Annotated in this window: 19 protein-coding genes; 13 read left to right on the forward strand and 6 right to left on the reverse strand. The window is 60.5% G+C overall.

The features are described 5' to 3' along the window. Positions 1-96: 96 nt before the first annotated feature. The 10 genes from nuoG to DXT77_RS20860 all read left to right on the forward strand — a co-directional run bounded on the left by nuoG (position 97) and on the right by DXT77_RS20860 (position 12,007). On the forward strand, positions 97-2,811 hold the full coding sequence (gene nuoG / locus DXT77_RS20815; RefSeq protein WP_119428973.1) for an NADH-quinone oxidoreductase subunit NuoG: 2,715 nt from the start codon (positions 97-99) through the stop codon (positions 2,809-2,811). Then, positions 2,808-3,815 carry an NADH-quinone oxidoreductase subunit NuoH gene (nuoH, locus tag DXT77_RS20820; RefSeq protein WP_007951460.1) on the forward strand — a complete coding sequence of 336 codons (1,008 nt, stop codon included), beginning with the start codon at positions 2,808-2,810 and terminating at the stop codon, positions 3,813-3,815. Before nuoG ends, nuoH begins: the two co-directional genes overlap by 4 nt. An 11-nt stretch (positions 3,816-3,826) precedes the next feature. Beyond that, the gene (gene nuoI, locus DXT77_RS20825) at positions 3,827-4,375 is read left to right on the forward strand and encodes an NADH-quinone oxidoreductase subunit NuoI (protein WP_085712394.1); all 549 of its coding nucleotides are present in this window, start codon (positions 3,827-3,829) and stop codon (positions 4,373-4,375) included. A gap of 9 nt (positions 4,376-4,384) precedes the next feature. Next, the gene (gene nuoJ, locus DXT77_RS20830) at positions 4,385-4,885 is read left to right on the forward strand and encodes an NADH-quinone oxidoreductase subunit J (protein WP_085690004.1); all 501 of its coding nucleotides are present in this window, start codon (positions 4,385-4,387) and stop codon (positions 4,883-4,885) included. A 3-nt stretch (positions 4,886-4,888) separates the two neighbouring features. Further along, the gene (nuoK, locus tag DXT77_RS20835; RefSeq protein ID WP_003180046.1) at positions 4,889-5,197 is read left to right on the forward strand and encodes an NADH-quinone oxidoreductase subunit NuoK; all 309 of its coding nucleotides are present in this window, start codon (positions 4,889-4,891) and stop codon (positions 5,195-5,197) included. Further along, complete coding sequence (nuoL, locus tag DXT77_RS20840) at positions 5,194-7,047, forward strand: NADH-quinone oxidoreductase subunit L (protein WP_119428974.1); 1,854 nt, start codon at positions 5,194-5,196, stop codon at positions 7,045-7,047. The genes nuoK and nuoL overlap by 4 nt, the downstream gene beginning before the upstream one ends. Positions 7,048-7,086: 39 nt before the next feature. Beyond that, positions 7,087-8,619: an NADH-quinone oxidoreductase subunit M gene (gene nuoM, locus DXT77_RS20845; RefSeq protein WP_007951464.1), complete on the forward strand. Its 1,533-nt coding sequence runs from the start codon at positions 7,087-7,089 to the stop codon at positions 8,617-8,619. 7 nt (positions 8,620-8,626) lie between these two features. Beyond that, positions 8,627-10,090 (forward strand): NADH-quinone oxidoreductase subunit NuoN, encoded by a 1,464-nt coding sequence (gene nuoN / locus DXT77_RS20850; protein ID WP_119428975.1) that lies wholly within the window; start codon positions 8,627-8,629, stop codon positions 10,088-10,090. Between the two features lie 189 nt (positions 10,091-10,279). After that, a complete protein-coding gene (locus DXT77_RS20855) occupies positions 10,280-10,465 on the forward strand; it encodes a hypothetical protein (RefSeq protein WP_119428998.1) in 186 nt (61 codons plus the stop codon). A gap of 216 nt (positions 10,466-10,681) precedes the next feature. Then, the gene (locus DXT77_RS20860) at positions 10,682-12,007 is read left to right on the forward strand and encodes an OprD family porin (RefSeq protein WP_119428976.1); all 1,326 of its coding nucleotides are present in this window, start codon (positions 10,682-10,684) and stop codon (positions 12,005-12,007) included. A gap of 150 nt (positions 12,008-12,157) precedes the next feature. On the opposite strand, the gene DXT77_RS20865 is transcribed toward DXT77_RS20860, so the two are convergent. The 5 genes from DXT77_RS20865 to DXT77_RS20885 form a co-directional block, all read right to left on the reverse strand. Continuing rightward, a complete protein-coding gene (locus DXT77_RS20865; RefSeq protein WP_119428977.1) occupies positions 12,158-12,490 on the reverse strand; it encodes a DUF2790 domain-containing protein in 333 nt (110 codons plus the stop codon). Between the two features lie 79 nt (positions 12,491-12,569). Then, positions 12,570-12,770, reverse strand: coding sequence for a co-regulatory protein PtrA N-terminal domain-containing protein (locus DXT77_RS20870; protein WP_119428978.1), 201 nt, complete (start codon positions 12,768-12,770; stop codon positions 12,570-12,572). 134 nt (positions 12,771-12,904) lie between these two features. Next, positions 12,905-16,057 (reverse strand): efflux RND transporter permease subunit, encoded by a 3,153-nt coding sequence (locus tag DXT77_RS20875; RefSeq protein ID WP_119428979.1) that lies wholly within the window; start codon positions 16,055-16,057, stop codon positions 12,905-12,907. A 15-nt stretch (positions 16,058-16,072) separates the two neighbouring features. Beyond that, complete coding sequence (locus tag DXT77_RS20880) at positions 16,073-17,251, reverse strand: efflux RND transporter periplasmic adaptor subunit (protein ID WP_119428980.1); 1,179 nt, start codon at positions 17,249-17,251, stop codon at positions 16,073-16,075. 49 nt (positions 17,252-17,300) lie between these two features. Beyond that, a complete protein-coding gene (locus tag DXT77_RS20885; protein ID WP_119428981.1) occupies positions 17,301-18,548 on the reverse strand; it encodes a TolC family protein in 1,248 nt (415 codons plus the stop codon). 409 nt (positions 18,549-18,957) lie between these two features. Here DXT77_RS20885 and DXT77_RS20890 point away from each other — a divergent pair, with 409 nt between their 5' ends. From DXT77_RS20890 to DXT77_RS20900, 3 genes are all read left to right on the forward strand, one after another. Then, positions 18,958-19,632 (forward strand): heavy metal response regulator transcription factor, encoded by a 675-nt coding sequence (locus tag DXT77_RS20890; RefSeq protein ID WP_119428982.1) that lies wholly within the window; start codon positions 18,958-18,960, stop codon positions 19,630-19,632. Continuing rightward, the gene (locus DXT77_RS20895; RefSeq protein WP_119428983.1) at positions 19,629-21,035 is read left to right on the forward strand and encodes a heavy metal sensor histidine kinase; all 1,407 of its coding nucleotides are present in this window, start codon (positions 19,629-19,631) and stop codon (positions 21,033-21,035) included. Before DXT77_RS20890 ends, DXT77_RS20895 begins: the two co-directional genes overlap by 4 nt. Before the next feature lie 456 nt (positions 21,036-21,491). Further along, entirely contained in the window at positions 21,492-22,370 is an 879-nt protein-coding gene (locus DXT77_RS20900) for an alpha/beta fold hydrolase (RefSeq protein WP_119428984.1), read from the forward strand. A 43-nt stretch (positions 22,371-22,413) separates the two neighbouring features. Here the strand turns inward: DXT77_RS20900 and DXT77_RS20905 are convergent, their stop codons facing one another. After that, positions 22,414-24,156, reverse strand: a complete 1,743-nt coding sequence (locus DXT77_RS20905) for an ABC transporter substrate-binding protein (RefSeq protein WP_119428985.1) — start codon at positions 24,154-24,156, stop codon at positions 22,414-22,416. Between the last annotated feature and the right edge of the window lie 33 nt (positions 24,157-24,189).

The following is a 24,189-nucleotide window of genomic DNA, read 5'->3' on the forward strand; positions in this document are numbered from 1 at the left end:
TCCGATGACGCCTTTCGGGGCTGACTGGATTCGGACGGATAACAAGATTCCATTAGCCACGCCCGCTGACACCGGGCCAACGAAGACCTTTGAACCATGGCCACTATCCACGTAGACGGCAAAGCGCTCGAAGTCGACGGGGCAGACAACCTGTTACAGGCATGTCTGTCGCTGGGCCTCGACATCCCTTATTTCTGCTGGCACCCCGCGCTAGGTAGCGTCGGGGCCTGCCGCCAGTGCGCGGTCAAGCAGTACACCGACGAGAACGACACCCGTGGTCGCATCGTCATGTCCTGCATGACGCCTGCCACCGACAACACCTGGATCTCCATCGACGATGAAGAATCCAAGGCGTTCCGCGCCAGTGTCGTCGAATGGCTGATGACCAACCACCCGCACGACTGCCCGGTGTGCGAGGAAGGCGGTCATTGCCACCTGCAAGACATGACTGTGATGACCGGCCACAATGAGCGCCGTTATCGCTTCACCAAACGCACCCACCAGAACCAGCAACTGGGCCCGTTCATTTCCCACGAAATGAACCGCTGCATCGCCTGCTACCGCTGCGTGCGTTTTTACAAGGACTACGCCGGCGGCACCGACCTCGGTGTGTACGGCGCCCACGACAACGTGTACTTCGGTCGCGTTGAAGACGGCACGCTGGAAAGCGAGTTCTCCGGCAACCTCACCGAGGTCTGCCCGACCGGTGTGTTCACCGACAAGACTCACTCCGAGCGCTACAACCGTAAATGGGACATGCAGTTCTCGCCGAGCATCTGCCATGGCTGCTCCAGCGGTTGCAACATCTCCCCGGGTGAGCGTTACGGCGAACTGCGTCGCATCGAAAACCGTTACAACGGTTCGGTGAACCAGTACTTCCTGTGCGACCGTGGCCGTTTCGGTTATGGCTACGTCAACCGCACCGACCGTCCACGTCAGCCGCTGCTGGCCGACGGCACCAAGCTGAGCCTGGACGATGCGCTGGACAAGGCCGCCGATCTGCTGCGCGGTCGCAACATCGTCGGTATCGGTTCGCCCCGTGCCAGCCTGGAAAGCAACTATGCGTTGCGTGAACTGGTGGGCGCCGAGCACTTCTACTCCGGTATCGAAGCCTCCGAGCTGGAGCGCATCCGTCTGGTCCTGCAAGTGCTGAAAGACAGCCCGCTGCCAGTGCCGAACATGCGCGACATCGAAGACCACGACGCCGTGTTCGTCCTCGGTGAAGACCTGACCCAGACCGCCGCCCGTATGGCCCTGGCCCTGCGTCAGTCGGTAAAAGGCAAGGCCGAAGACATGGCCGAAGCCATGCGCGTTCAGCCTTGGCTCGACGCTGCGGTGAAGAACATCGGTCAGCACGAGCTGAACCCGCTGTTCATCGCCAGCCTGGCTGAAACCAGGCTCGACGACATCGCCGAAGAGTGTGTACACGCCGCTCCGGACGATCTGGCCCGCATCGGTTTCGCCGTGGCTCACGCCCTGGACGCCAGCGCACCGGCCGTCGAAGGTCTGGACGCCGAAGCCCTGGAACTGGCCAAGCGCATCGCCGACGCCCTGCTCGCGGCCAAGCGTCCGCTGATCATCGCCGGTACTTCGCTGGGCTCCAAAGCCTTGATCGAAGCCGCGGCGAACATCGCCAAGGCCCTGAAGCTGCGCGAGAAGAACGGTTCGATCAGCCTGATCGTGCCGGAAGCCAACAGCCTCGGCCTGGCCATGCTCGGTGGCGAATCGGTTGATGCCGCGCTGCAAGCCGTGATCGACGGCAAGGCCGACGCCATCGTCGTGCTGGAAAACGATCTCTACACCCGCACCTCGAAAGCCAAGGTCGATGCGGCACTGAACGCTGCGAAAGTGGTGATCGTTGCCGACCATCAGAAAACGGCTACCAGCGACCGCGCGCATCTGGTCCTGCCAGCCGCCAGCTTCGCTGAAGGCGACGGTACGCTGGTCAGCCAGGAAGGTCGCGCCCAGCGCTTCTTCCAGGTTTTCGACCCGCAATACATGGACGCAAGCATTCTGGTCCACGAAGGCTGGCGCTGGCTGCACGCCCTGCGCGCCACCCTGCTGAACCAGCCGATCGACTGGACGCAACTCGACCACGTCACCTCCGCCGTTGCCTCGAGCACCGCGCAACTGGCCGGCATCGTCGACGCTGCACCGTCCGCCGCGTTCCGCATCAAAGGCATGAAACTGGCCCGTGAACCGCTGCGCTACTCCGGCCGCACTGCAATGCGCGCCAACATCAGCGTTCACGAACCGCGCACCCCGCAAGACAAGGACACCGCGTTCGCCTTCTCGATGGAAGGTTACTCGGGCTCCGCCGAACCGCGTCAGCAGGTTCCTTTTGCCTGGTCGCCGGGCTGGAACTCGCCGCAAGCCTGGAACAAGTTCCAGGACGAAGTCGGTGGTCACCTGCGCGCTGGCGATCCGGGCACCCGCCTGATCGAAAGCACCGGTGATTCGCTGAACTGGTTCGCTGCTGCGCCACGCGCGTTCAACCCGGCGCCGGGCACCTGGCAAGCCGTGCCGTTCTTCCACCTGTTCGGCAGCGAAGAGAACTCTTCGAAAGCCGCTCCGGTTCAGGAACGCATTCCGGCAGCCTACGTCGCTCTGGCCAAGTCCGAAGCCGACCGCCTGGGCGTCAACGACGGCGCACTGCTGAGCCTCAACGTTGCCGGCCAGACCCTGCGTCTGCCGCTGCGCATCAATGAAGAGCTGGGCGCAGGTCTGGTGGCATTGCCTGCGGGCATCGCCGGCATTCCACCGGCATTCGCCGGCGTATCCGTTGATGGTCTGCAGGAGGCAGCGCAATGACCTGGTTCACCCCTGAAGTGATCGATGTGATCCTGACGGTCATCAAAGCCATCGTGATCCTGCTGGCCGTCGTGGTCGCAGGCGCGTTGCTCAGCTTTGTCGAACGTCGCCTGCTGGGCTGGTGGCAGGACCGTTACGGTCCGAACCGCGTAGGCCCGTTCGGCATGTTCCAGATCGCTGCCGACATGCTGAAGATGTTCTTCAAGGAAGACTGGACCCCGCCGTTTGCCGACAAGGTGATCTTCACCCTGGCGCCGGTGGTGGCCATGTCCGCCCTGCTGATCGCGTTCGCGATCATCCCGATCACCCCGACCTGGGGCGTGGCGGATCTGAACATCGGCCTGCTGTTCTTCTTCGCCATGGCCGGTCTGTCGGTCTACGCGGTGCTGTTCGCCGGCTGGTCGAGTAACAACAAGTTCGCCCTGCTGGGCAGCTTGCGTGCCTCGGCGCAGACCGTGTCCTACGAAGTGTTCATGGGCCTGGCCCTGATGGGCATCGTGGTGCAGGTCGGCTCGTTCAACATGCGCGACATCGTCGAGTACCAGGCGCAGAACCTGTGGTTCATCATTCCGCAGTTCTTCGGCTTCTGTACCTTCTTCATCGCTGGCGTGGCCGTGACTCACCGTCACCCGTTCGACCAGCCGGAAGCGGAACAGGAACTGGCCGACGGTTACCACATTGAATACGCCGGTATGAAATGGGGCATGTTCTTCGTCGGTGAATACATCGGCATCATCCTGATCTCGGCGCTGCTGGTCACCCTGTTCTTCGGTGGCTGGCACGGTCCGTTCGGCATCCTGCCGCAACTGTCCTTCGTCTGGTTCGCACTGAAGACCGCGTTCTTCATCATGCTGTTCATCCTGCTGCGCGCTTCCATCCCGCGTCCGCGTTATGACCAGGTGATGGACTTCAGCTGGAAATTCTGCCTGCCACTGACCCTGATCAATTTGCTGGTGACCGCTGCAATCGTGTTGTGGAACACGCCTGCAGTTGCGGTTCAGTGAGGATTTGACCCATGTTCAAATATATTGGCGACATCATTAAGGGTACCGGTACCCAGTTGCGCAGCCTGGTCATGATCTTCGGTCATGGCTTTCGCAAGCGCGACACCCTGCAATACCCGGAAGAGCCGGTCTACCTGCCGCCACGCTACCGTGGCCGTATCGTCCTGACCCGCGACCCCGATGGCGAAGAACGCTGCGTAGCCTGCAACCTGTGCGCCGTAGCTTGCCCGGTGGGTTGCATCTCGCTGCAGAAAGCTGAAACCGAAGACGGTCGCTGGTATCCGGACTTCTTCCGTATCAACTTCTCGCGCTGCATTTTCTGCGGTCTCTGCGAGGAAGCCTGCCCGACCACCGCGATCCAGCTGACCCCGGATTTCGAGATGGCCGAGTTCAAACGTCAGGACCTGGTGTACGAGAAAGAAGATCTGCTGATCTCCGGCCCCGGCAAAAACCCTGATTACAACTTCTATCGTGTTGCAGGTATGGCCGTTGCGGGCAAGCCGAAAGGCGCCGCACAAAACGAAGCCGAGCCGATCAACGTGAAGAGCTTGCTGCCTTAAGGAAGAACGATGGAATTCGCTTTCTATTTCGCATCGGGTATCGCTGTTGTGTCCACACTGCGTGTGGTCACCAACACCAATCCTGTGCACGCCCTGCTCTACCTGATCATTTCGCTGATCTCCGTGGCCATGACCTTCTTCGCCCTCGGCGCTCCGTTCGCCGGCGTGCTGGAAGTGATCGCCTACGCCGGCGCCATCATGGTGCTGTTCGTGTTCGTGGTGATGATGCTGAACCTGGGCCCGGCCTCGGTTCAGCAGGAACGCACCTGGCTCAAGCCCGGCATCTGGGCAGGACCGGTGATTCTCGCCGCCCTGCTGCTGGCCGAACTGCTGTATGTGCTGTTCGCTCACCAGAGCGGTCAGGCCATCGGTCAAACCACCGTGGACGCGAAAGCCGTGGGCATCAGCCTGTTCGGTCCGTACCTGCTGGTGGTCGAACTCGCCTCGATGCTGCTGCTCGCTGCAGCCGTCACGGCGTTCCATTTGGGCCGTAACGAGGCGAAGGAGTAAGACATGCCTGCTATCCCTCTCGAGCATGGATTGGCCGTTGCCGGCATCCTGTTCTGCCTTGGTCTGGTCGGCCTGATGGTCCGCCGCAACATTTTGTTCGTGTTGATGAGTCTGGAAGTGATGATGAACGCCTCTGCACTGGCCTTCATCGTCGCGGGCGCCCGCTGGGCGCAACCGGATGGACAGATCATGTTCATCCTGGTGATCAGCCTGGCAGCCGCCGAAGCCAGTATTGGCCTGGCGATCCTGCTGCAACTGTATCGCCGCTTCCACACGCTCGATATCGACGCTGCCAGTGAGATGCGCGGATGAACCTACTCTTTCTGACTTTCGTATTCCCTCTGATCGGGTTCCTGTTGCTGTCGTTCTCGCGCGGCCGCCTCTCGGAAAACCTGTCGGCGCTGATCGGTGTCGGCTCCATCGGCCTGTCTGCCATCGTCGCGGCCTACGTGATCTGGCAGTTCAACGTCGCTCCACCGGAAGGTGGCGTGTACGTGCATGTGCTGTGGAAGTGGATCTCGGTGGAAGGCTTCCAGCCTAACTTCGCCCTGTACCTGGACGGCCTGTCCGTGACCATGCTGGGTGTGGTGGTCGGCGTGGGTTTCCTGATCCACCTGTTCGCCTCCTGGTACATGCGCGGTGAAGCCGGTTACTCGCGTTTCTTCGCCTACACCAACCTGTTCATCGCCAGCATGCTGTTCCTGGTGCTGGGCGATAACCTGCTGTTCATCTACTTCGGTTGGGAAGGCGTGGGCCTGTGCTCGTACCTGTTGATCGGTTTCTACTACAGCAACCGCAACAACGGTAACGCCGCACTGAAGGCCTTCATCGTCACCCGTATCGGCGACGTGTTCATGGCAATCGGCCTGTTCATCCTGTTCCAGCAACTGGGCACGCTGAACGTCCAGGAACTGCTGGTGAAGGCGCCTGAACACTTCAAGGTCGGCGATTTCTGGATCGTGCTGGCGACCCTGATGCTGCTGGGTGGTGCGGTCGGTAAATCGGCTCAACTGCCGCTGCAGACCTGGCTCGCGGATGCGATGGCCGGTCCTACCCCGGTTTCGGCACTGATCCACGCTGCAACCATGGTTACTGCGGGTGTCTACCTGATCGCCCGTACCCACGGGCTGTTCGCCCTGGCGCCGGACATCCTGCATCTCGTGGGTATCGTCGGTGGTGTGACCCTGGTTCTGGCAGGTTTTGCCGCACTGGTGCAAACCGACATCAAACGTATCCTCGCCTACTCGACCATGAGCCAGATCGGCTACATGTTCCTGGCACTGGGCGTTGGTGCCTGGGAAGGCGCGATCTTCCACCTGATGACCCACGCGTTCTTCAAGGCCCTGCTGTTCCTTGCTTCCGGTGCGGTGATCGTTGCCTGCCACCACGAGCAGAACATCTTCAAGATGGGCGGCCTGTGGAAGAAACTGCCGCTGGCCTACGCCAGCTTCATCGTCGGTGGTGCCGCCCTGGCCGCCCTGCCGCTGGTGACCGCAGGTTTCTACTCCAAGGACGAAATCCTCTGGGAAGCGTTCGCCAGCGGCCACAACGGTCTGTTGTACGCCGGTCTGGTCGGTGCGTTCATGACCTCGCTGTACACCTTCCGCCTGATCTTCATCGCGTTCCACGGTGAAGCCAAGACCGAAGCACACGCCGGTCACGGCATCGCTCACTGGCTGCCGCTGTCGGTGCTGATCGTGCTGTCGACTTTCGTCGGCGCCATGATCGTTCCACCGCTGCACGGCGTACTGCCGGAAAGCGTTGGCCATGCCGGTGGCGAAGCCAAGCACAGTCTGGAAATCGCCTCGGGCGCTATCGCCCTGGCCGGTATCCTGCTGGCGGCGGTGCTGTTCCTCGGCAAGCGTCGCTTCGTGACCGCGATCGCCAACAGCGGCATCGGCCGTCTCCTTTCGGCCTGGTGGTTCGCTGCCTGGGGCTTCGACTGGATCTACGACAAACTGTTCGTGAAGCCGTACCTTGCGATCAGCCACATGCTGCGCAAAGACCCGCTCGACCAGACCATCGGTCTGATCCCGCGCATGGCCAAGGGTGGTCACACCGCCCTGAGCCGTACCGAAACCGGTCAACTGCGTTGGTACGCTGCTTCGATGGCTGCTGGTGCCGTACTGGTAATCGGCGCTGTCGTGCTGGTAGCGGTCTGATATGAACCTTGCGAATTTGCGAAAGGAAACGAGCCCGTCATGATTCTGCCTTGGCTAATCCTGATCCCCTTCATCGGCGGCCTGCTGTGCTGGATGGGTGAGCGCTTCGGCGCTACCCTCCCCCGCTGGATTGCGCTGTTGACCATGACCCTGGAACTCGCCCTCGGCCTCTGGCTGTGGGCCCACGGTGACTATTCATTTGCTCCGGCGCCTGGCGCCGATCCGACCTGGGCGCTTGAGTTCAAGCACGTCTGGATCCAGCGCTTCGGCATCAACGTGCACCTGGCCCTCGACGGCCTGTCGCTGCTGATGATCCTGCTGACCGGTCTGCTGGGTATCCTGTCGGTACTCTGCTCGTGGAAAGAGATTCAACGTCACGTTGGTTTCTTCCACCTGAACCTGATGTGGATCCTGGGCGGCGTTGTCGGCGTGTTCCTCGCCCTCGACCTGTTCATGTTCTTCTTCTTCTGGGAAATGATGCTGGTGCCGATGTACTTCCTCATCGCGCTCTGGGGTCACAGTTCTTCGGACGGCAAGAAAACCCGTATCTACGCAGCGACCAAGTTCTTCATCTTCACTCAGGCTTCCGGCCTGATCATGCTGGTGGCGATCCTGGGCCTGGTACTGGTCAACTACAACAGCACCGGCGTGATCACCTTCAACTACGCCGACCTGTTGAAGACCAAGATGTCGATGACCACCGAGTACATTCTGATGCTCGGCTTCTTCATCGCCTTCGCGGTCAAGCTGCCAGTGGTTCCGTTCCACTCCTGGCTGCCTGACGCTCACGCCCAGGCACCGACTGCAGGTTCCGTCGACCTCGCCGGTATCTTGCTGAAAACCGCGGCCTACGGTCTGCTGCGTTTCGCCCTGCCGCTGTTCCCGAACGCCTCGGCCGAATTCGCGCCGATCGCCATGACCCTCGGTCTGATCGGGATCTTCTACGGTGCGTTCCTCGCTTTCGCACAAACCGACATCAAGCGTCTGATCGCCTTCTCGTCCGTTTCCCACATGGGCTTCGTACTGATCGGCATCTACTCCGGCAGCCAACTGGCGCTGCAAGGTGCCGTGATCCAGATGCTGGCCCACGGTCTGTCGGCCGCGGCACTGTTTATCCTCAGCGGTCAGCTGTACGAGCGTCTGCACACGCGTGACATGCGTGAGATGGGCGGTCTGTGGTCGCGTATCGCTTACCTGCCGGCGATCAGCCTGTTCTTCGCAGCCGCCTCGCTGGGTCTGCCGGGCACCGGTAACTTCGTCGGCGAGTTCCTGATCCTGATCGGTACCTTCGCCAGTGCTCCATGGATCACCGCGATTGCCACCTCCGGTCTGGTGTTCGGTTCGGTCTACTCGCTGATCATGATCCACCGTGCCTACTTCGGTCCGTCCAAATCGGATTCGATCCTGCACGGCATGGACGGTCGCGAACTGATCATGGTGCTGGGCCTTGCGGTACTGCTGATTTACCTCGGCGTCTACCCGCAACCGTTCCTCGACACTTCTGCCGCCACGATGCATGGCGTGCAGCAGTGGCTCGGCACCGCCTTCACTCAACTCGCTTCGGCCCGGTAAGAGCGCTATGGAATTCACGATTCAACACTTTATTGCGCTAGCGCCACTGTTGATCACCAGCCTCACCATTATCGTGGTGATGCTGGCAATCGCCTGGCGCCGCAACCACTCGCAGACCTTCCTGATTTCGGTGGCAGGTCTGAACCTGGCCTTGCTGTCGATCCTGCCGGCCCTGAAAGTCGCGCCTCTGGCCGTGACTCCATTGCTGCAGATCGACACCTTTGCCTGCCTGTACATGGCGCTGATCCTGGTCGCCACCCTCGCCTGCGTCACCCTCGCCCACGCCTACCTCGGCGATGGCGGTTCGGGTTACCCGGGTAACCGTGAAGAACTGTACCTGCTGATCCTGATGGCCGCCGCCGGTGGCCTGGTTCTGGTCAGCGCGCAGCACCTGGCCGGATTGTTCATCGGTCTGGAACTGCTGTCGGTACCGGTCTACGGTCTGGTGGCCTACGCCTTCTTCAACAAGCGTTCGCTGGAAGCCGGCATCAAGTACATGGTGCTGTCGGCTGCCGGTTCCGCGTTCCTGCTGTTCGGTATGGCACTGCTGTACGCAGACTCGGGTTCCCTGAGCTTCGTCGGCATCGGTCAGGCACTGGCCACCACCAACCTGCCGAGCGCGCTGGCGCAACTGGGCCTGGGCATGATGCTGATCGGTCTGGCGTTCAAACTGTCGCTGGTACCGTTCCACCTGTGGACGCCGGACGTGTACGAAGGTGCTCCGGCACCGGTGGCCGCGTTCCTCGCCACCGCCTCGAAAGTGGCTGTGTTCGCGGTAATGGTTCGTCTGTTCCAGATCTCCCCTGCCGCCAGCAGTGGCGTTCTGAGCAACGTGCTGACCATCATCGCCATCGCCTCGATCCTGTTCGGTAACCTGCTGGCCCTGACCCAGAGCAACCTCAAGCGTCTGCTCGGTTACTCGTCCATCGCGCACTTCGGCTACCTGCTGATCGCACTGGTGGCAAGCAAGGGTCTGGCGGTGGAAGCCATCGGCGTGTACCTGGTCACCTACGTGATCACCAGCCTCGGCGCCTTCGGCGTGATCACCCTGATGTCCTCGCCGTACAACGGTCGTGACGCAGACGCGCTGTACGAGTACCGCGGTCTGTTCTGGCGCCGTCCGTACCTGACCGCCGTACTGACCGTGATGATGCTGTCCCTGGCCGGTATCCCGCTGACTGCTGGCTTCATCGGCAAGTTCTACATCATCGCCACCGGTGTCGAGTCGCACCAATGGTGGCTGGTCGGTTCGCTGGTACTGGGCAGCGCCATCGGCGTGTTCTACTACCTGCGCGTGATGGTCACCCTGTACCTGATCGAACCGAACCTGCGCCGCCACGACGCCCAGCTGCACTGGGAACAGAAGGCAGGTGGCGTAATGCTGCTGGCTATCGCCGTGGTCGCGTTCTTCCTCGGTGTGTACCCGCAACCATTGCTGACCCTGGTTCAGCAGGCGGGTCTGGCGGGCTGATTGCTCTGCTGGAATGGCTACAAACAGAAACGGCACCTTCGGGTGCCGTTTTTGTTTTTGTGGGATTTTTATTCCAACGCCCTCCCCTATTTAGGAATTTGCCTTCAAAAGGATTAGCAACGGCTGACATCACACAGTTGGCCTATGCCGTTAAATTCGAAAGTCACCCATCAAGTGGAGCCAGGAACCATGAAGCGAGATATTTTTTCAGACTTGATGGACGGCCTCGAGGCATTAGCCGAAGAACGCAAAGGCAAAGTCACCTTGAAAAAAACGCGCGCCCAACGGATCGGAACCATGAAGGGCAAACTCACACTTCCCAAAGACATCGATACCTCTCTGCCAGGGGACTTGCTGGACACCTTCGAAAGGTAGAAACCCAAACCTGCATACGTGGAGCGGTCGGACCCTCCCTGTGTGTGTGAGTTTCGCCCGTACCCGCCTAACAAAATTGTAATCCCCCAATCACCTCCGCGTTATCCGCAGCCTGCAACGATGTCACCCGGCGACTCTCCCGGCGGGCCCTTGCCCGTCGAACAATAAAACCCACGCCGAAGCACGTTCCCGTTCTGCCGAACTCAGGAGTGATTGATGGTTAACAACACAAAAATATCGATGGCCGCTTTAGCAGTGGTCGTCGGCGCCGGGCCGTCCACGGTGTTTGCAGAAGACAAACCCGAAGGGTTTATCGAAGGCAGCAGCCTGTCGGTACTCAACCGCAACTTCTATTTCAATCGTGATCACCGCAACGGCCAGTCCAGCCCCACCGGCAATGGTTATTCCGAGGCCTGGGCCCATGCGGTCATCAGCAAGTTCGAATCCGGTTTCACCCAGGGCACCGTCGGGGTCGGGGTGGATGCTTTCGCGATGATCGGCCTGAAACTCGACACCGGTGACGGCCGCAACGGTGACCGCAGTTCGTTCGATGTGTTGCCGGTCGACAGCGACGGTAAAGCGCGGGACGAATACACCAAGGTCGGTGGTGCGGCCAAAGTGCGGGCCTTCGATACGGTGGTGAAAATCGGCGATGTGTTCCCGGCCAACCCGGTAGTTGCAGCGGGTGATTCACGACTGCTGCCGGAAAGCTTTCGCGGTGTGACGGCGACCAACACCAGCATCGAGGGGCTGTCGATCCAGGGTGGCCGACTGCATGCGATGAGCCAACCGGTGTCCAGCGACATGCGCGAGAATTTCGCGACCTTCTATGCCGGCCCGGTCAACTCGCCCTGGATCGCTTACGGCGGCGGCGATTATGCGCTGAACAAAAACCTCAGTTTCAGCCTGTACTCCAGTCGCCTGAAAGATGCCTGGAACCAGTATTACGCCGGCACCGCCTGGACGTATCCGCTGTCGGATGACCTGTCGCTGTTCGGTGGCCTGAACTACTACAAGGCTGTCGATGAAGGCAAACAACTGCTCGGTAAATTCGACAACAACATCTGGAGCGGCCGGGTCGGCTTAAAACTCGGCGCGCATTCCGTCGCCCTCTCCCATCAGCGCAACAACGGTAACGATGATTTCGATTACCTGCGCCAGTCCGACTCGATCTTCCTCGACAACTCGATCCAGTACAGCGACTTCAACTCGCCGAAAGAGCGTTCATGGATGGTGCGTTACGACCTCGACATGACCACTTACGGCGTGCCGGGCCTGTCGTTCATGACCCGTTATGCCCACGGCACCGACGCCGATTACTCCAACGCCAACGCCGTGTACATGCGCCGCGATGCCGAAGGCAATCCGCTGACCGACCAGAAACGCTGGGAGCGTGACATCGAAGTCAAATACGTGGTGCAGAGCGGTTCGATGAAAGACCTGTCACTGCGCCTGCGCCAGGCCACCACCCGTGCCACGGCATTCGAGTCGGATCTGGATGAAGTACGGGTGATCGTCGAATACCCGCTGGCGATTCTCTGAGTTTCACGAGCAACACACATTCACCTTTAGAAGCTCCTTGCTCCTTTGGTAAGAGGTGAATTTTTTGGCGTCCTTAGGGGCGCCTTTTTTATGCCTGAAAAAAAGCCCGACTCACTGAACATGAACCGGGCGCTTGTGCCGCGACAGGCGCTATCCACCCTGCTGACGGCAGGTGCCCATGACGCTGTAGGTCACGGTGTTGAGTTGTCCTTTGGAATCTTCATAAGTCATCGCAGCCGGCACCACCGCACATTCATTTTTCGGCCGGACAACGCTCACCACTTTCTTCACGTCCAGCTTCATTCCGTACGTATATTCCTTGACCACCGGCGCCGCTTTGCCCTGAGCCGCCGCGTACTGCTCCATGGCCTGGGCATTGGCGCTGAGCGCCCGGTCAAACGTTCTGTCGCCACCGCCTTCGGCCAACGCATTCAAAGACATCGCCATGACACCGGTGAACGCCAACAACTTTAGAAGTTTCATATCCAGCTCCTTCAAAACACGACTCATAAAAAAGCCCACCATCGATGCGCGATGACGGGCTCATTCACTGGCGGCACGCTTACAGGTCTTGGGTCTGTTCGGCCTTCTTGTCGTTCACGACAACGGGATCACGGGCCTTTTCCTTGGCAACGAACAGCTCCATGGAGCGGTCGTTGTTGGTCATCATCCGGTCAAAAGTGCGGTCGCCGCCACCTTCGGCCATCGCCAGGGAAGACACCGCCAACGCGAACAAAAACGCACCGATCTGTACAGGTTTCATGTTTGATTCCTCATTTAAGTAACTGACAGGATCAAGGTAACAATCCGAACCTTTCGTGACGGTGGCGCCGAAATTACATATCCGTTATGTAGAAAGGCCCGCAGTTGCGGGCCGGTTGTTAAAGCAAAAAATGACTAAGCAGCCGCAGGCGATTCCTCGTCCCGGCGATGCGCAATCTGATACAGCGCCGGCAGGATCAGCAGCGTGAGAATGGTCGAGGACAGAATTCCGCCGATCACCACCGTGGCCAGTGGTCGCTGCACCTCGGCCCCGGTGCCGGTCGCCAGGGCCATCGGAATGAAGCCCAAGGACGCCACCAGAGCAGTCATCAACACCGGTCGCAACCGTGTCAGTGCACCGACGTTGATCGCCTCGGACAGCGAACGCCCCTCCTCCCGCAAGTTGCGAATGAACGCAATCATCACCAGCCCGTTAAGCACCGCCACGCCGGACAATGCGATGAACCCGACCCCCGCCGAGATCGACAACGGAATGTCCCGCAACCACAACGCCATGACCCCGCCGGTCAACGCAAACGGAATCCCGGTGAACACCAGCAAGCCGTCCTTGAGGTTGTTGAACATCATGAACAGCAACCCGAACACCAGCAGCAACGCCACCGGCACCACGATCTGCAAACGCTTGGCCGCCGATTGCAGTTGCTCGAACTGCCCACCCCAGGTGGTCCAGTACCCCGCCGGCACCTGCACATCGCGCTCGATCACTTCGCCCGCCTCGGCGACGAACGATCCGATGTCACGCCCACGCACGTTGGCGCTGACGATCACGAGTCGCTTGCCGTTCTCGCGGCTGACCTGATTCGGCCCCAGCACCAGATCGAGGCTGGCGACATCCTTGAGCGCAATGAAACCGATCTGACGGGCCGCCTCACCACCCGCCGCCGGTACCGGAATCAGCAGCGCCGACAACCCTTCGATATCCTTGCGCATCGCGTCGGACAGTCGCACCACCATGTCGAAGCGCCGGTCGCCCTCATACATCGTCCCGGCCTTCTGCCCACCGACAGCCACCGCAATGGTGTCCTGCACATCGCCGACGTTGAGCCCGTAGCGCGCCGCCTTGTCGCGGTCGATGTTGATGGTCAGCACCGGCAGCCCGGTGGTTTGCTCGACCTTGACCTCGGACGCGCCGTTGACCTTCTGCATCGCGGCGGCAATCTTCGCCGCCGTGGCGTTGAGCACGTCCATGTCATCGCCGAACACCTTCACCGCCACATCGCTGCGCACGCCGGAGATCAGTTCGTTGAAGCGCAACTGAATCGGCTGCGACAGTTCATAGTTGCTTCCCGGCAGCGTCGCGGCGGCCTGTTGCAGTTCGGCCATCAGGGTTTCGCGGGACTTGCCTGGGTCCGGCCATTGGTCTTTCGGTTTGAGCATCACGTAGCTGTCGGAGATGTTCGGCGGCATCGGGTCGGAGGCGATTTCCGCCGTGCCGGTGCGGGCGAACACGCGCTCGACTTCCGGCACTTTATTGAGGATCAGCGTTTCCAGTCGCTGCTGCATATCCACCGATTGCGTCAGACTGGTGCCCGGCACGCGCAACGCCTGCAAGGCAAAATCGCCTTCGCTGAGACTCGGCACAAACTCGCTGCCCATGCGGCTGGTGACCACGCCACTGAGCACGATCACACCCAGCGCCGCGCCGACCGCCACAGCACGATGCGACATCACCCAGTTCAGCGCCGGTGCATACACGCGACGTGCGCCGCGCATCACCACGCCCTCTCCTTCCTTGACCTTGCCGGTCACGAACAGCGCAATCGCCGCAGGCACAAAAGTGACGGACAAGAGCATGGCGCCCAGCAACGCGATAACCACGGTGAACGCCATCGGGTGGAACATTTTCCCTTCGACGCCACTCAGGGCGAAGATCGGCAGGTACACGACCATGATGATCAACTGACCGAAAATCAGCGGGCGCCGCGCCTCTTTCGCCGCGGCAAACACTTCATGGAAGCGCTCGGATCGCGTCAGCAGTCGTCCGTGATGCTGCTGCGCATGGGCCAGTCGTCGCAGGGTGTTTTCGACGATCACCACTGCGCCGTCGACGATGATGCCGAAGTCCAGCGCACCAAGGCTCATCAGGTTGGCGCTGACCTTGTTGCTGAACATACCGCTGAATGTAAACAGCATCGACAGCGGAATCACCATCGCGGTAATCAGCGCGGCGCGGATATTGCCGAGGAACAGGAAAAGGATCGCGATGACCAGAATCGCGCCTTCGACGAGGTTCTTCTTCACCGTGGCGATCGCTTTGTCGACCAGATGCGTGCGGTCGTACACCGGCACCGCGATCACGCCATCGGGCAAGGATTTGTTGATCTGTTCGAGCTTGGCGGCGACGGCCTGGGAGACGGTGCGACTGTTTTCACCGATCAGCATGAACACCGTGCCGAGTACCACTTCACGGCCATTTTCCGTGGCGGCGCCAGAGCGCAGTTCGCGGCCAATATCTACGGTAGCGACGTTCTTGATCCGGATCGGCGTGCCGTCGACGTTGGCCATGACGATGTTGGCAATGTCCTCGGTGCTCGCCACTTGCCCCGGTGCGCGAATCAGCAATTGCTCGCCGCTGCGTTCGATGTAGCCGGCGCCGACGTTGGCGTTGTTGCGCTCCAGCGCCGTCACCAGATCGGTGAGGGTCAGCTTGTAGGCCGCAAGTTTTTTCGGATCGGGGGCAATCTGGTACTCCTTGGCAAAGCCGCCGATGGTGTTGATCTCGGCCACGCCGGGGACGTTGCGCAGTTGCGGCTTGATGATCCAGTCCTGGATCACCCGCAGATCGGTCGGCGTGTAGGGCGTGCCGTCGTCCTTCAGCGCGCCTTCCTTCGTCTCGACCGTCCACAGAAATATCTCGCCAAGCCCGGTGGAAATCGGCCCCATCACCGCTTCCACGCCCTCGGGCAACTGCTCCTTGGCGGACTGCAAACGCTCGTTGACCAATTGCCGGGCAAAGAACAGATCGGTGCCGTCCTTGAAGATCACCGTGACCTGGGACAACCCCGAGCGCGACAGCGAGCGGGTCTGCTCCAGCGCCGGCAGGCCGGCCATCGCGGTTTCAATCGGGAACGTAATGCGCTGTTCGGTTTCCAGCGGCGAAAAACCGGCCGCGCCGGTGTTGATCTGCACCTGGACGTTGGTGATATCGGGCACGGCGTCGATCGGCAGTTTCTGGTAACTGGCGATGCCGAGGCCGGCCATGAGCAGAACGGCGAGCAGCACGATGATGCGCTGCTCGATGGCAAACTGGATCAGGCGTTCGAACATGGGAGTCTTCCGCGATTAATGACTGTGCTCGGCCGAGGCTTTGCCCAGCTCCGATTTGAGGACGAAGCTGCCGGCGCTGGCGACTTGCACGCCCGGTTCCAGTCCGGCGGTGACTTCCACCTGCCCCGCCGCGCGACTGCCCAGCTCCACCGCTTGCGCCTTGAAGCCGTCGTCGGTACGCACGAATACCGTGGGTTTGTCCTCGACGGTCTGGATCGCGGTTTCCGGTACGGCGACCTTGGCCTGACGGCTGTCGGTGGCGACCAGCGCGGTGACAAACAGCCCGGGGCGCCATGAGCCTTGCGGGTTTTCCAGGGTGACGCGCACGGTCGCGGTACGGGTCTGTTCGCCGAGCAGGCTGCCGACGTAAGCCACGGTGCCGCTGACTTCAGCATTCAGCTCCGCCGCGCTGACGGTGACGGGTTTGCCCACTTGCACCTTGTTCAGATCCTTCGCTGAAACCCCGAAGGTGACCCACACCCGCGACAAGTCCGAGAGCGTGAAAGCCGCCGTGGTTTCATCGACCACTTCCCCCGGCGTCAGGTGTTTTTCCACCACCACGCCGTCGAACGGCGCCCGCAGTTCATAGCGATTGCCGCCGGTGGCGACCACGCTGCCGCTGAGTACACTGATCTTTTGCCGGGCGTTGCTCACGGCAATTTCAGCCTCTTCCAGGGCCTGGCGCGCCTGGAGGAAATCCTGTTCGGCGGAGATCTTGTCCTGCCACAGTTTCTTCTCGCGTTCGAACGTCGTGCGGGCCAGGGCCAGACGGCGTTGCGCGGCTGCCTGCTCGCTGCGCTGATCGGAAATCTGCTGACTGGCGATCACGGCCAGCAACTGGCCCTTCTTCACCGACTGCCCGAGATTGACCGACACCGACTCGACCACCCCCGGTACACGTGGCACCACATGGGCGGTGCGATCCTCGTCGAAACGCACTTCGCCGGGGAACGGCAAGCCAAGATTGATGCGCTGCGCCTTCGCTTCAGCCAGTTGAATCCCCGCCGCCGTGATCTGCTCCGCCGCCAATTCGATGTGTCCTTCTTCGCCATGCTCGCCTTCGTCAGCGTGATCCGCATGCTCGGAGGCTTCATCAGCATGCGCATCGATGCCCGCGTTGCCCGCCCACATCGAGCCGATACCAATGCCCAACGCCAAGGTCGCCGCAGCGACCACGATCAGTTTTTTATCCATGGAAACTCCTCTGCGCCGTGCCGTCGCGCAGTGATCAGAAAATTGAAATTCAACGGTTGACGCCGAGGTCGCCGAAAATGCGTTCGATGCGGACCCGGGCGTCGGTCGCCTCGCTTACCGCCTGGATGTATTGGGTGCGGGCGCTGATCAGCGTGCGCTGAGCGTCGAGCACGTCGAGGAAGCCGAACTTGCCCATTTCGAATCCGCGAGTGGCGCTGTCGAACGCACTTTGAGCGGCGGGCAGGATGGTCCGGTCGAACGCCTGGATTTCGCCGTTGGCGGTCTGCCACTGCTCAAGGGTGGTCTGGATTTCCGTGCGCAGGCGCAGTTCGGTGGCGTTGCGCAGGTCCCGTGCCTGATCGGCACGCCGCGCCGCCGCCAGCACATTGCCCTGATTGCGGTTGAACAGCGGAATCGGCATCGACAGCCCGACCACGTTGACCCGCTCGCGCTCGGTTTCGCTGTACTGGCTGCCGATGCTGACGGTGAGATCGGGAATCCGCTGGGACTTCTCCAGTCCCAGAGACGCCTCGCGCTGATCGATCTGCAATTTCGCCAGACGCAGCTCCGCCGTTTCATTCAGACGCTCGAGCAAACGGGTGGGTGGCGGTACGCCGGGCAGGCTTTGAGCAGCGCTTTGCACCGTGGTCGAAGTCGGCAACGGTGCGCCCATGACCTGCGCCAGTTGCTGGTACGCATTGGCCTGATCGCGCTCGGCGCGGCTCAGCTCCAGGCGCACTTCCGAGAGTTGCACTTGCGCCCGCGTGCCTTCCACCGGCGATGACTTGCCCGCCTCGATCCGCCCTTGGGCCACACGCAAGCCGTGCTCGGCGAGTTGCAGTGACTGGCGGCTCAGTTGCAAACGTTGCTGCGCCGTTTGCGCACCGTTGAACGCTTGAATTACATCGGCGCGCAAGGTGTTGCGCTTGCGCTCCAGCTCGATACCGGCGGCATCCTGCGCACGGCTCGCCACATCGGTCCGCGCGCCACGCTTGCCGCCCAGCTCGATCGGCTGACTGAGCATCACCGTGGTGGTGCGCGACTGGCGCCGGGTGTCTTCGGCCTCCCACGAAACCTCGGGGTTGGGGATCAGGCCCGCCTGTTTGCGGTCACCTTCGGCAATGCCGATTTCCCACTGTGCGGCCGCCAGGTCCGGGTTACCGGCGAAGGCGGTTTGCAGGGCCTGATCGAGGGTCAGGGTCGATGCACTGGCAAGACCTGTACAGGCCAGCAACAAGAGGCCGCAGGCGGTTTTTTTCAGGCGTGAGCGCGCCGTCCGTTCTATTAAACCGGGCAATGGAAGACTTCCTTTAATCAAGAATCTTTGATTGCGCCACGGTAGGGTTTTGAACTTATCGACAAGGTGACTGGAAAATTACAAATCCGTTATCAACCGTTCATCGAAGTTGTTTTGCTCTAGGATTCCGGATTCGAATGGCGTTGTAGCAACACATGGAAACAAATACACATTAGTTATCTGCCGAACAGCACTTGCCGAAATCGAAGTCATGAAAAAACCGCTTTCCTGCTGCGACAGGCTGTCGCGGACGGCCGTTTTAAAGGGCTTATACGTTGACTCTGTAGCCACTACAGCCTTTACCTTGCACGCCATCCAGTAACTGAAACCGTCCGGAAGACTTTACAAAAACAACAACTTTCCTGGCCACCTTAATTAAATATCCATTGAATAAAAGTGGTGAAAGATCATGCAAATCCTTGTCGTCGAGGACGAGCTTAAAGCTGCCGAATACTTGCATCAGGGACTGACCGAAAGTGGTTATATCGTTGACCACGCCGTTAACGGCGCTGACGGTTTGCACCTGGCGCAACAACAGGTTTATGACCTGATCATTCTGGATGTGAATCTGCCGGAACTCGACGGCTGGAGCGTGCTTGAACAACTGCGTCGTACTCACTCCACCCGGGTGATGATGCTCACCGCACGCGGCCGGCTGGCGGACAAGATCCGGGGGCTGGATCTGGGCGCCGACGACTATCTGGTCAAGCCGTTCGAGTTCCCCGAACTGTTGGCCCGGGTGCGCACCCTGATGCGTCGCAGCGAAAACATCCCGGTACCGCAGGTGCTCAAAGTGGCTGATCTGGAACTCGATCCGGGCCGTCACCGGGCGTTTCGCGGCACGCAGCGCATCGACCTGACCACCAAGGAGTTCGCCCTGCTGCACCTGCTGATGCGCCAGTCCGGTGAAGTGCTGACTCGCACCCAGATCATCTCGCTGGTGTGGGACATGAATTTCGACTGCGACACCAACGTGGTCGAGGTCTCGATCCGCCGCTTGCGAGCGAAGATCGACGACCCGTTCGACAGCAAGCTGATCCACACCCTGCGCGGCGTCGGCTATGTGCTGGAGGCCCGGGAATGAAGCCGGCCAGCCTGTCTCTGCGATTGGGTCTGACCGTCAGCATTCTCGGCGCGCTGCTGGTGGTGTTTCTGGCGATCCTCGCGTATTTCGCCTTGACCCATGAACTGAACGCGTTGTCCCGGGACAGCCTGGAAAAGAAGATGGCGCAGGTGGAACACAGCCTGTCGCTGTACGTTGATGCCAATGAAGTCAGTGGCAAGCCGCACATTCTGCTCGATCAGGTCATGGGGCATGACAACCTCACGCTGACGATTTATGACCGGGGCAATTTGCGCTCGCCATTGCTCAAGTCCGGCTCGGGATTGACGGACCCACGGATCGAATTGAAAGCGGTGCGGGCGACGACCGATCAGTTGATCTACACCGACAGCGTCGATGATGAAGGTGCGAAATTTCTTACCGCCTCGAAGCTGATTCGCCTGAAGGACGGCAGCAACGTGCCGGTGCTGTTGTCGATGGACAATGCCCACGATCAGGCCCTGCTCAGCGCCTATTTGCGCTCGACGCTGATGGCCTTGCCGTTGCTGTTGGTGTTCATCGGCCTTACCGCCTGGGGCGCGGTACAGCGTGGACTGGCGCCGCTGCGCGAGTTTCGCAAGGTGGCGGCCCGGGTGACCACCCAGGACCTCGACCACCGGCTTTCAGTGGTGAACATGCCTCAGGAACTGAGTGAACTGGCGCAGGGCATCAACGTCATGCTCGATCGCCTGGACAGCGGCGTGCAGCAACTGTCGCAGTTCTCCGATGATCTGGCCCATGAACTGCGTACGCCGATCAACAACCTGATGGGCAAGGCGCAGGTCACGCTCTCGCGCAAGCGTACGGTCGAGGACTACAAGGACGTGTTGGTGTCGTGCACCGAGGAACTGGAGCGCGTCGCGCGGATTGTCTCGGACATGCTGTTTCTGGCCCAGGCCAGTCAGCCGATGGCGCACGCGTCGTTCGAGCCGATTGCGCTGGAGGAGGAGGCGTTACGGGTGGCCGACCTGTTTTCCCTCTCGGCGCAGGACAAGCAGATTCATTTGAAGGTGGTCGGCAGCGCCCGGGTGTCGGGCGACCGTTTGATGATCCAGCGGGCGATATCGAACCTGCTGTCCAATGCCCTGCGCCACTGCCCGCCCGGCAAAACCGTTTCGCTGTTCATTGAACAGTCACCGACACAAGTGGCGCTGCGGGTGAGCAATCCCGGTGCGGGTATCGAAGCGCAGCACTTGCCACATCTGTTCGACCGTTTCTACCGGGTCGACAGCAGCCGCACCCGCTCGCAGGGCAGCACCGGGCTGGGGCTGGCCATCGTGCGCTCGATCATGAGCCTGCATTCGGGCACCGCACAGGTGCAGAGCCGTCCGGGAGCGATGACGGTTTTCAGTCTGGTGTTTCCCGTGTTTGCGGAAAAGCACTAAAACCTTCAAGCAGATTTGTGCGGTGTTTTCTCAATCTCCATCGGAAAAATCACCGCACACATCCGCCAAAAACCTGCGCAAATCCATCAGTGCGAATTTGCTTCGACCTTGCGATGAAACGTCTGACGAAGGCATGAAACAAAACTTTGTTGAAAACTAATGCATCGTCGCTTCGCTCGCGTTCAGCCACCCCGTACTACCCCACTAAAACAAGCCTTTGTGTCGGTCGTGGCGTGTCCAATCACGATTTGTCAGTACGTATTTCGGTGCCCCCGAAAACCGCGGATGGAAACCTCCGGACATCTTTGACCTCATCATCGCAGTGCTTCTAGATTCGGCTCCTGCTTGAAACCGTTCACTCACCAGACAACCAGGAAGCACACACCATGAGCGCCATTGGATGCATGAACACAAATCCGATCCATAAACCAGTTATCACCTGACGGCCGACTCAGCATGACCTTTTCCCTGCAAGGCAGAGGCTTTTACCCGACCGACGATGGTCATCAACTCTATTGGGAACGGCATGGAATCACTGGAGGCGAACCGGTGTTTTTCCTGCATGGAGGCCCCGGCGGACGAATCAGCCGCCATCACCTGGAATTCTTCGACCTGCGCCGTTTCGACATCATCCTGTTTGACCAGCGCGGTTGCGGGCGCTCGACGCCTTACGGCGAATTGCGCGACAACACCACAGGCCTGTGTGTCGAAGACATCGACGCTCTGCGCCAGCATTTCGGCTTCGAAAAGATCAGTGTGCTCGGCGTTTCGTGGGGCAGTTGGCTGGCAATCCAGTACCAGCAACGCTATCCGCAGCACCTGCTGAAAACCACGCTGGTTTCGGTTTTCGTACCTTTTACAGCCAATGTCCGGGCGTACGACCGGGCACTCAATGAGGGGCCGGCACAACTGCCGCAAACCGTGTCACGCCATCGCGCCAGGGACATCTTCCGGATACTCGGCGAAGGCTGCCCGTTGCAACAGCGCGTCGCCGCCATCGAATGGCTGAATGCTGTTCTGCGCCGCACGGGCCAGACGATTTGCCCCGGCACACTGGAGAGCTTCGTCGATCAGGAAGCGGTACTCGCCATCCGTCTGGAATTGCATTACCACCTTCAAGGCTATTTCTTCCAGCCAAGGGACCAGAAGCTGACCCTCGACGACAATACCCTGCTGATCCAGGGCATCCGCGATACCTTCGGCATGGCCAGCGTGCGCTGGCTCAGGCAACGTATGAACATTCACTGCCGTTTGCTGCATGCCGGGCACAACGCCTTCGAAAGCGCCATCCTCAAAACCGTGCGCCGGGCGGTGAAACGTGAAATCGAGTGCTGAAAAAAACGGCACCCGAAGGTGCCGTTCCGCCCCGCAAAAACGCTTATTTGCGCGCCGCCTCCCACGACTTGAGCAGTTCGTTGTAGCTCACGGTCTCGCCTTTCGGTTTCTCGTTGGCCAGTTTCGGCTTCGGTGCACCCGGTTGGTCGAACCAGTATTGCGCATCGCGCTCGGGGTTCATTTTCGGGGCGCAGGTGGCCTGGGCCTTGGAGCGTTCCAGACGGGTCATGATCGCGTCCTGATCCTTGGCCAGGCCGTCGAGCGCCTGTTGCGGGGTCTTGTCGCCACTGGCGGCTTCGGCGATGTGGCTCCACCACAGTTGTGCCAGACGTGGGTAGTCCGGCACGTTGGTGCCGGTCGGCGTCCATTGCACCCGGGCCGGGCTGCGGTAGAACTCGACCAGACCACCGAGTTTCGGTGCCAGGTCGGTCATGGCTTGCGAGTTGATGTCCGACTCGCGGATCGGCGTCAGGCCGACGATGGTTTTCTTCAGCGACACGGTTTTCGAGGTCACGAACTGCGCGTACAGCCAGGCCGCGAGTTTCTGTTTCTCAGGCGTGGATTTCATGAAGGTCCAGGAACCCACGTCCTGATAACCCAGTTTCATGCCCTCTTCCCAGTACGGTCCGCGTGGCGACGGCGCCATCCGCCATTTCGGCGTGCCGTCGGCGTTGACCACGGGCAGGCCCGGTTTGGTCATGTCGGCGGTGAACGCGGTGTACCAGAAGATCTGCTGGGCAATGTTGCCCTGGGACGGCACCGGGCCGGACTCGGAGAAGGTCATGCCCGCCGCTTCCGGTGGCGCGTAGGCCTTGAGCCAGTCCACGTACTTGGTCGTGGCGAACACCGCTGCCGGGCCGTTGGTATCGCCGCCACGGGTCACGCTGGAACCCACCGGGTGGCAGTCCTCGACGCGGATGCCCCACTCGTCCACCGGCAAACCGTTGGGCAGGCCCTTGTCGCCGCCACCGGCCATGGAGAACCAGGCATCGGTGAAGCGCCAGCCCAGCGACGGGTCTTTCTTGCCGTAGTCCATGTGCCCGTAGATGCGTTTGCCGTCGATTTCCTTGACGTCTTCACTGAAGAATTTGGCGATGTCTTCATAGGCGGACCAGTTCACCGGCACGCCCAGGTCATAACCGTACTTTTCCTTGAACTTGGCCTTCAGGTCGGCGCGTTCGAACCAGTCGGCGCGGAACCAGTACAGGTTGGCAAATTGCTGGTCGGGCAATTGATAGATCTTGCCGTCCGGCGCGGTGGTGAAGGAGATGCCGATGAAGTCCTTGATGTCGAGGGTCGGCGAGGTGAAGTTCTTGCCTTCGTTGGCCATCAGGTCGGTGATCGACTCGGTCTTGCCGTAGCGAAAGTGCGTACCGATCAGGTCCGAGTCGTTGACCCAGCCGTCATAGATGTTCTTGTCCGATTGCATCACCGTCTGCATCTTTTCCACGACGTCGCCTTCCTGCAGCAGGTCGTGGGTCAGCTTGATCCCGGTGATTTCGCTGAAGGCCTTGGCCAGCACCTTGGATTCATATTCGTGGGTGGTCAGGGTTTCCGAGACGACCTTGATGTCCATCCCGCGAAACGGCTCGGCGGCTTTGATGAACCACTTTAGTTCTTCGAGTTGCTGCTCCGGTGTCAGGGTCGACGGCTTGAACTCGGCGCCGATCCATTTTTTTGCCGCGTCCTCGTAGGCATCGGCCCAGGCGGATGCGCTCAAACCGCTGAGTGCCAGCATGGCTGCCAATGAAATGCTATGTCGCAGCTTATTGTTTTTGTCGAACATAGAGACCTCCTGTTTAAGTTCTGGAGCAACATT

Origin of the sequence: Pseudomonas sp. 91RF, assembly GCF_003576265.1 — a bacterium.
In the GTDB taxonomy this organism is placed as follows: domain Bacteria; phylum Pseudomonadota; class Gammaproteobacteria; order Pseudomonadales; family Pseudomonadaceae; genus Aquipseudomonas; species Aquipseudomonas kribbensis.

Coding starts and splice junctions, on each gene's coding strand:
- nuoG (WP_119428973.1), top strand. CDS start 97: ATGGCCACTATCCACGTAGACGGCAAAGCGCTCGAAGTCGACGGGGCA.
- nuoH (WP_007951460.1), top strand. CDS start 2,808: ATGACCTGGTTCACCCCTGAAGTGATCGATGTGATCCTGACGGTCATC.
- nuoI (WP_085712394.1), top strand. CDS start 3,827: ATGTTCAAATATATTGGCGACATCATTAAGGGTACCGGTACCCAGTTG.
- nuoJ (WP_085690004.1), top strand. CDS start 4,385: ATGGAATTCGCTTTCTATTTCGCATCGGGTATCGCTGTTGTGTCCACA.
- nuoK (WP_003180046.1), top strand. CDS start 4,889: ATGCCTGCTATCCCTCTCGAGCATGGATTGGCCGTTGCCGGCATCCTG.
- nuoL (WP_119428974.1), top strand. CDS start 5,194: ATGAACCTACTCTTTCTGACTTTCGTATTCCCTCTGATCGGGTTCCTG.
- nuoM (WP_007951464.1), top strand. CDS start 7,087: ATGATTCTGCCTTGGCTAATCCTGATCCCCTTCATCGGCGGCCTGCTG.
- nuoN (WP_119428975.1), top strand. CDS start 8,627: ATGGAATTCACGATTCAACACTTTATTGCGCTAGCGCCACTGTTGATC.
- DXT77_RS20855 (WP_119428998.1), top strand. CDS start 10,280: ATGAAGCGAGATATTTTTTCAGACTTGATGGACGGCCTCGAGGCATTA.
- DXT77_RS20860 (WP_119428976.1), top strand. CDS start 10,682: ATGGTTAACAACACAAAAATATCGATGGCCGCTTTAGCAGTGGTCGTC.
- DXT77_RS20865 (WP_119428977.1), bottom strand. CDS start 12,490: ATGAAACTTCTAAAGTTGTTGGCGTTCACCGGTGTCATGGCGATGTCT.
- DXT77_RS20870 (WP_119428978.1), bottom strand. CDS start 12,770: ATGAAACCTGTACAGATCGGTGCGTTTTTGTTCGCGTTGGCGGTGTCT.
- DXT77_RS20875 (WP_119428979.1), bottom strand. CDS start 16,057: ATGTTCGAACGCCTGATCCAGTTTGCCATCGAGCAGCGCATCATCGTG.
- DXT77_RS20880 (WP_119428980.1), bottom strand. CDS start 17,251: ATGGATAAAAAACTGATCGTGGTCGCTGCGGCGACCTTGGCGTTGGGC.
- DXT77_RS20890 (WP_119428982.1), top strand. CDS start 18,958: ATGCAAATCCTTGTCGTCGAGGACGAGCTTAAAGCTGCCGAATACTTG.
- DXT77_RS20895 (WP_119428983.1), top strand. CDS start 19,629: ATGAAGCCGGCCAGCCTGTCTCTGCGATTGGGTCTGACCGTCAGCATT.
- DXT77_RS20900 (WP_119428984.1), top strand. CDS start 21,492: ATGACCTTTTCCCTGCAAGGCAGAGGCTTTTACCCGACCGACGATGGT.
- DXT77_RS20905 (WP_119428985.1), bottom strand. CDS start 24,156: ATGTTCGACAAAAACAATAAGCTGCGACATAGCATTTCATTGGCAGCC.